Here is a 6,000-nt window from a genome sequence, read left to right on the forward strand (position 1 = left end):
TCAAAACAAAAAAAGCCGCGCTGGTCCAGCCAGCGCGGCTTGCAGTTTGACGAGTGAAACTCAGGCGCTGGCGATCAGCGCTTCCACTTCGTGCGCGGTCGGTGCTGCCGCACCAGCACCTGCCCGCGTGACTGCTATCGCGCCCGAGGCGGACGCGAAACGCACGCAATCATGCAGCGATTTTCCGTCCGCATAGGCGACGGCAAAGCCACCATTGAAACTGTCCCCGGCAGCGACCGTATCCACGACCTTGACCTTGAACGGCTCGAAATGCCGGACCTCATCCGCCGTGACCAGCAGCGCCCCACGGCTGCCGAGCTTGAGAATAACGGTCCTGGGGCCGCGTTCCAGAAGGTTGCGGCCCGCCGCTTCTGCCGAGGCCAGATCGGTTGGCTCAATGCCAGTGATTTCGGCGGCTTCCGTCTCGTTTGGTGAGATGATATCGCAAAGTGCGATCAGGTCCGCCATGCGGCTGGCATCGCCAACCGGCGCCGGATCGAACAGCACCTGACCGCCGGAAGCCCTTACCGCCCGTGCAACAGCCAGATTAACCTCATGCGGCACTTCGCGCTGCAAAAGGGTGATCTTCGCCTTGGCAATATCGGCAGCATAAGCGTCGATATCGGCTGCCGACCAATGCGCATTGGCACCCGCACAAACCGCAATCGTGTTCTGCCCGGCCTCGTCAACCTGAATGATCGCCATGCCCGTATCGACACCATCGGTCACACGCACGCCATCCGTATTGAGCCCGAAATCCTGCATCTGCTTGACGGCCAGATCACCGAAGGCATCATTGCCCACCGCGCCGACAAAACGCACATCGCCGCCAAGCTTGGCGACAGCCACAGCCTGATTGGCGCCCTTGCCGCCGAGACCGATGCCATAGCCCGATGCATTCACCGTCTGCCCCGGACGAGGCAGCGCCGCCATGCGGGCGCTGACATCCACATTCACACTGCCGAAAATAAAAATCTTCAACGGCTTCCTCCATAGAACTTTAGGGCACCATAGAGCATTTCCAGCAAAAGTGCGAAGCGGTTTTGCGTAGGATAATGCGCAAAAACAAATAGATAGAGCGAAGAAAACTTCCATGTCGGCAGTTCTGTCATGCACAGACAGAAAAGCCGCGAGACGATCCCGCGGCTTTTCTTCAATCATGGCACAAGCGGCTTATTCGGCTTTCAGGAAATCGCCGACTTCCAGCAGCACGAATTCATTGTCGTCCACCTTGTCGAGCGAACGGCCAGCCGAGAACGGCAGATTGTTGTCGTTGCCTACGATGATATGGGTATCGTCTACGCGATCGACATTTTCGATGGTCAGGAATGGCATGTCGTAAATGGCGTCATGACCGCCCTGACGGCGCTTGTTGTCCGGGTCGGCAATGGCCAGCAGGTCGATATAGCCGATCTTGCGCACTTCCTTGCCGACATTGCTGTCGTCGAAGGAAATCTTGTAAATGCGCTTCACCTTGGACGGCACGTCGAAGCAATCGGCTTGCGGCTTCTTCAGATCGGCACAGGCCTTTTCCGCAACACCAACGCCGTTGTCACGCTCGATCACCAGACCCGTGCTGGCGTCCAGCATGTTGAAATCGCCAATTGCTTCGCCGCCATCGGCCAGAGGATAGAGCCATGAACGACCCGTCCATTTCTTGTCGGCCACGCTGAACTCGATGATACGCAGGCCGGTCTTGCCGCTTTCGGTCTTTTCCGGCGCGCCATCGACGAAAAGCGGGCCTTCGAGAAGACCATAAAGCTTCGAACCATCCTTCGACATGGCAAGGCCTTCGAAGCCACCCGAACGCTTCAGATTGTATGCCGGAAGTTTGAGGCTCGGATTGGCAGGCAAAGCGAGCTTCGGATTGTCCGGCGAAACGACCGGCGTTTCACCCACCTGCGTCGCGAATACGTCGGTCAGTTTGCCTTCAGTATCGAACTTCAAAAGGAAGGGACCAAATTCCTCGCCCACCCAGAAACCATCCGCCACCGGCTGGATCGATTCCACGTCGAAATCGGCCCCGGTCAGATAGCGCTTTTCCGCGCCTTCCATGACAATCGGAAACGGCGCCTTCTTGTTCGGATCGGAGAGGAACAGGGTTTTTACCCGCTCGACCTTGCCATTGTCCCAGTCGAATTTCACATTGTGCAGCATCAGCATGGCATCGGGCGAGTTGAGCTTCGACCCAAAACCATTGTCCGACAGCGTCCAGAAGCTGCCGTCTTCCATGGTCTTGATGCCGGAAAAGCCCTGCACCGGCTGGCCGTCGAAAGGAAGCGAAAGGCCGGTTTTGCGCACGCCATCCTTGCCCTCGATCGTGCCGATGCCCTCGGCGCGTTTGCGGTCGGCGGTGGTGAACTTGCCGGAGGTCTTCAAATGATCTGCCGCATCATCCGGTGCCGCGATAACCGTGTTGGCTGGCAGGATCGCGTGAGCCTTGAGTGTGGCCGGAAAGGCTTTTTCCTCAGCCGAGGCCGGTGCGATGGTGAAAGCCAGCAGGCTAGCGAGAAGGGTCGAAGTGCCTAAAGAGCGATGCATGGAATGTCCCCGTTGCGATTGAGCAATGCGCATGGGTAAGCAAGCTTCGTGACAGGTGCTTGACTGTCCAATGAAGCTTTGAAGACTTCCGTGCTGAGAGAGGAAAAACTAACTTCGTAAGCCTGGAATATTTTTCCTCTATTCGGCGGGCAACTATGGCGCTAATTTCCTGCGTCGCTGCATGAGGGAAAAAATGACCGACAATTCGTCCGTTCGCCGCAATATTCTTATCCTGACGATGGCACAGGCGCTCGGCGCGTCGAGCCCGCCCATCGTCATCTCGCTTGGCGGTCTTGTCGGGCAGAAATTGTCGTCTGATCCAGCCCTTGTCACCCTGCCCGTCAGCCTGTTCAATCTGGGGCTCGCGCTTGGCACATTGCCTGCCGCATTTTTCATGCGCCAACTCGGACGGCGCAATGCCTATATGCTCGGCGCACTTGTCGGCGTGGCGGCGGGGTTGATCGCAGCCGCAGGCATTTTCTCGGCATCGTTCCTGATCTTCTGCCTTGGCACGCTGACGGCGGGTCTCTACGCCGCCTATGTGCAAAGCTATCGCTTTGCCGCCGCAGACGCCGCCAGCGGCGACATGAAGGCCAAAGCAATTTCCTATGTGATGGTCGGCGGTCTTATCGCCGCAATCGTCGGCCCGCAATTGGTGATCTGGACGCGCGATACCATCCCCGACGCCATGTTCGCGGGCAGTTTTCTGAGCCAGGCGGTGCTTGGCCTCCTGGCATTGCCGGTGCTGTTCATGCTGCGCGCGCCCAAGGCCGTCAAAGCAGCCAATGCCAACAACGATACCGGCAGACCCCTGATTGAGATTCTGAAAATGCCACGCTTCATCCTGTCGGTGGCGGCTGGCGTCTGCTCCTATGCCCTGATGACCTTCGTGATGACGGCAGCACCTATCGCCATGGTCGGCCATGGCCATTCGGTGGACCACGCGGCGCTTGGCATTCAGTGGCACGTGCTGGCTATGTTTGGACCGAGCTTCTTCACCGGCAAACTGATCGCCCGCTATGGCAAGGAGAAGATCACCGCGCTCGGGCTTATCCTGATCGCCGGGGCCGCAGCCGTCGCGCTCGGCGGCTTCGATGTCGGCCATTTCTGGTTTGCACTGATCTTGCTTGGCATCGGCTGGAATTTCGGCTTCATCGGTGCCACCGCGATGGTCACCGACTGCCACACGCCCGCCGAACGCGGCAAGGCACAAGGCGCCAACGATTTCATCATGTTCGGAACGGTTGCCTGCGCGTCGTTCTTCGCGGGATCGCTGCTGCACGCTTCCGGTTGGGAAACCATCAACTGGCTGGTTTTCCCCGCTGTCGCGCTGGTGCTTGTGCCGCTGATCCTGCGCCTGAAACCCAAGGTCGTGACACAATAATCAGCTTGGCAAACAAGCACACTATCGTGACTTGGACTTAGTTTCGCCAGAAGCTATCTCTACTGAAATGCACCGATCCGATTCCGTCGGAACGGTGTTCTATTTTAATTTCCTAATCATTGATGGACGCCGCATACTCAAGTTTTTGAACGCCAGGCGAACCGCTGGAATGAGACTATGATCAACGATCTTACCGACGAAATGTTCTGGCTGTTCACCATCGGTGTCTGCATCCTGTTCTTCATCCGCCTGCTGTCGCCGCCCCCGGCAATGCGCAGCAAGACATCCGCGCAGACGCTTCCGCGCCCGCGTTGGCGTTCACGGCGCAGGGCTTTCCGCGAGCGCTGGATGGCGCGCAGCAAGGACGCGCAGCGTCCTAACGCATAAAGATCAGCGCCATGCCGACCACGGCAAAGGCGGCCCCGAGCCATGCGCCCGCTGCCGGGCGCTCGCCTGTTCGAAGCCAAAGCAGCGGCAATATGATGACGGGTGTTGTAGCCGAAATGGTCGAGACAATGCCCGCTTTCCCGCCCGACAAGGCAAAAAGCAGCAAGGTCATGCCGACGCCAAGCGACAGGAAGCCGGTCAGGGCCGTCATCGCTCCAACCCGCCAGTTGAGCGGATTGCGGGGCTTGACGGCTGCGAAGGGCAGCTGCATCAAAACCGACAGACAGGTGGCGGCAATACCGACGCGCAACATGGAGCCGACAAACGGGTCGATGCCCGTTTCCATCACCGGACGTGCGATGATCGAGCCGATGGCCTGACCAAGCGCCGACAAAAGCCCGAGGCCGACACCGGCCCACAGCGACCCTTTGATCGTTTCCCATGGATGCTGCTGATTGGCGCGCTTGCCAAAGAAGATCGCCAGCGAAACACCGAAAACCGTGATGACAATACCGAGCACGGCGGTCAGGGAAAGCGTTTCACCCAGCACCAGCCAGCCCAGCAATGCGGTCATTGGCGCATTCATGGCGAACAAAATGCCGGAGCGGCGGGGCCCAAGCCTGTTGAGCGTGATGAAAAGCAGGGTATCGCCCAGAAAAATGCCGATGAAACCTGAAAGCAGCAACGGCAGAACGACATCGCCGGTCAATTGCTGCCATTTTCCGGTGGCAATCACGTAGATGGCGAGCAGGCTCGTCACGAACACCTGGCGCACGCGATTGAAGGCAAGCGCGCCCAAATGACCGGCTGGCCAGGCGGAAATGAGACCCGTCAGTGCCCAGCACGTTGCTGCCCCCGCCGCAGCCAGCTCATAGATCGGCATGTTATTCCTGCAATTTTTAAGAACCCGGCGTTCGGTGCGTCAATCGCCTTCCGCTTTCTATCGGGGCAGGAAAATGCCGTCTATTTCATTCTCGTGAACTGGCTATCACCGAAATCGAACAATAAACGAAACAGCTCTATCGGTAACCCATGTTGCTCATAAGAGGCGCCTTGCTTTTAGATCGTTTCAGACCAGAAGTCGCAAATTGGCTGCTTTGGAACCAAGCGCCGGGTCATATACCCATGAAATAGTTTTCGGTTTGAGTGGTTTGTGATTCACTGTCTCCATTCATTTGAAGGCAATGATGGCTCGTTTTGATTTAACTGATTTCGAATGGTCCGCAATTGAACCGCTTCATCCGACCAAAGTGCATGGTAAGGCCCACGTTGACGCTCGACGTGTTTTGAACCGTATATTCTGGCGGCTGAGAACAGGTGCGCCATGGGCAGATATTCCAGCCCGCTCCGGTCTGTACGACTGTAAATCGCTTCAACAGATGGCGCCATTCAGGGCACCGGGCACGCATTCTCAACGCGATATTAGATGCTTACGACGGCGATATACAGTTGATCGACTGCTCGTCAATCCGCATCCTGAAGAGGTGAGACCTCAAAAAATAGATCCCGTGAATCGATTGCAGGTCGAACGGGTTGCTCCATGAAGCGTGCACAAGCCCTACCGCACGACCGGGATGGTGCATGGATCGAAGCTTTTGGTATTTTCATGGGAGTTTGGTTGCGGGGGCAGGATTTGAACCTGCGGCCTTCAGGTTATGAGCCTGACGAGCTACCGGGCTGCTCCACCC

Annotated in this window: 5 protein-coding genes and 1 pseudogene; 3 read left to right on the forward strand and 3 right to left on the reverse strand. The window is 57.6% G+C overall.

The window, feature by feature from the left end:
- Positions 1–60: 60 nt before the first annotated feature.
- Together rbsK and HWD97_RS08935 are read right to left on the reverse strand one after the other, a co-directional pair.
- Positions 61–933 carry a ribokinase gene (gene rbsK / locus HWD97_RS08930; protein ID WP_235859004.1) on the reverse strand — a complete coding sequence of 291 codons (873 nt, stop codon included), beginning with the start codon at positions 931–933 and terminating at the stop codon, positions 61–63.
- A 240-nt stretch (positions 934–1,173) separates the two neighbouring features.
- Positions 1,174–2,541, reverse strand: coding sequence for an esterase-like activity of phytase family protein (locus HWD97_RS08935; protein WP_167836112.1), 1,368 nt, complete (start codon positions 2,539–2,541; stop codon positions 1,174–1,176).
- Positions 2,542–2,734: 193 nt separating this feature from the next.
- On the opposite strand from HWD97_RS08935, the gene HWD97_RS08940 reads away from it, so the two are divergent.
- Positions 2,735–3,925, forward strand: coding sequence for an MFS transporter (locus HWD97_RS08940; protein WP_121538889.1), 1,191 nt, complete (start codon positions 2,735–2,737; stop codon positions 3,923–3,925).
- Positions 3,926–4,102: 177 nt separating this feature from the next.
- Positions 4,103–4,312 carry a hypothetical protein gene (locus HWD97_RS08945; RefSeq protein WP_109367858.1) on the forward strand — a complete coding sequence of 70 codons (210 nt, stop codon included), beginning with the start codon at positions 4,103–4,105 and terminating at the stop codon, positions 4,310–4,312.
- Here the strand turns inward: HWD97_RS08945 and HWD97_RS08950 are convergent.
- A complete protein-coding gene (locus HWD97_RS08950; protein ID WP_121538888.1) occupies positions 4,302–5,195 on the reverse strand; it encodes a DMT family transporter in 894 nt (297 codons plus the stop codon). The two genes, HWD97_RS08945 and HWD97_RS08950, sit on opposite strands and share 11 nt — an antisense overlap.
- Before the next feature lie 304 nt (positions 5,196–5,499).
- Here HWD97_RS08950 and HWD97_RS08955 point away from each other — a divergent pair.
- Positions 5,500–5,788: pseudogene (locus HWD97_RS08955) on the forward strand (transposase); the annotation flags it as partial.
- Positions 5,789–6,000 lie beyond the last annotated feature (212 nt).

Origin of the sequence: Ochrobactrum sp. C6C9 (genome assembly GCF_022627935.1) — a bacterium.
GTDB classification, from domain to species: domain Bacteria; phylum Pseudomonadota; class Alphaproteobacteria; order Rhizobiales; family Rhizobiaceae; genus Brucella; species Brucella teleogrylli.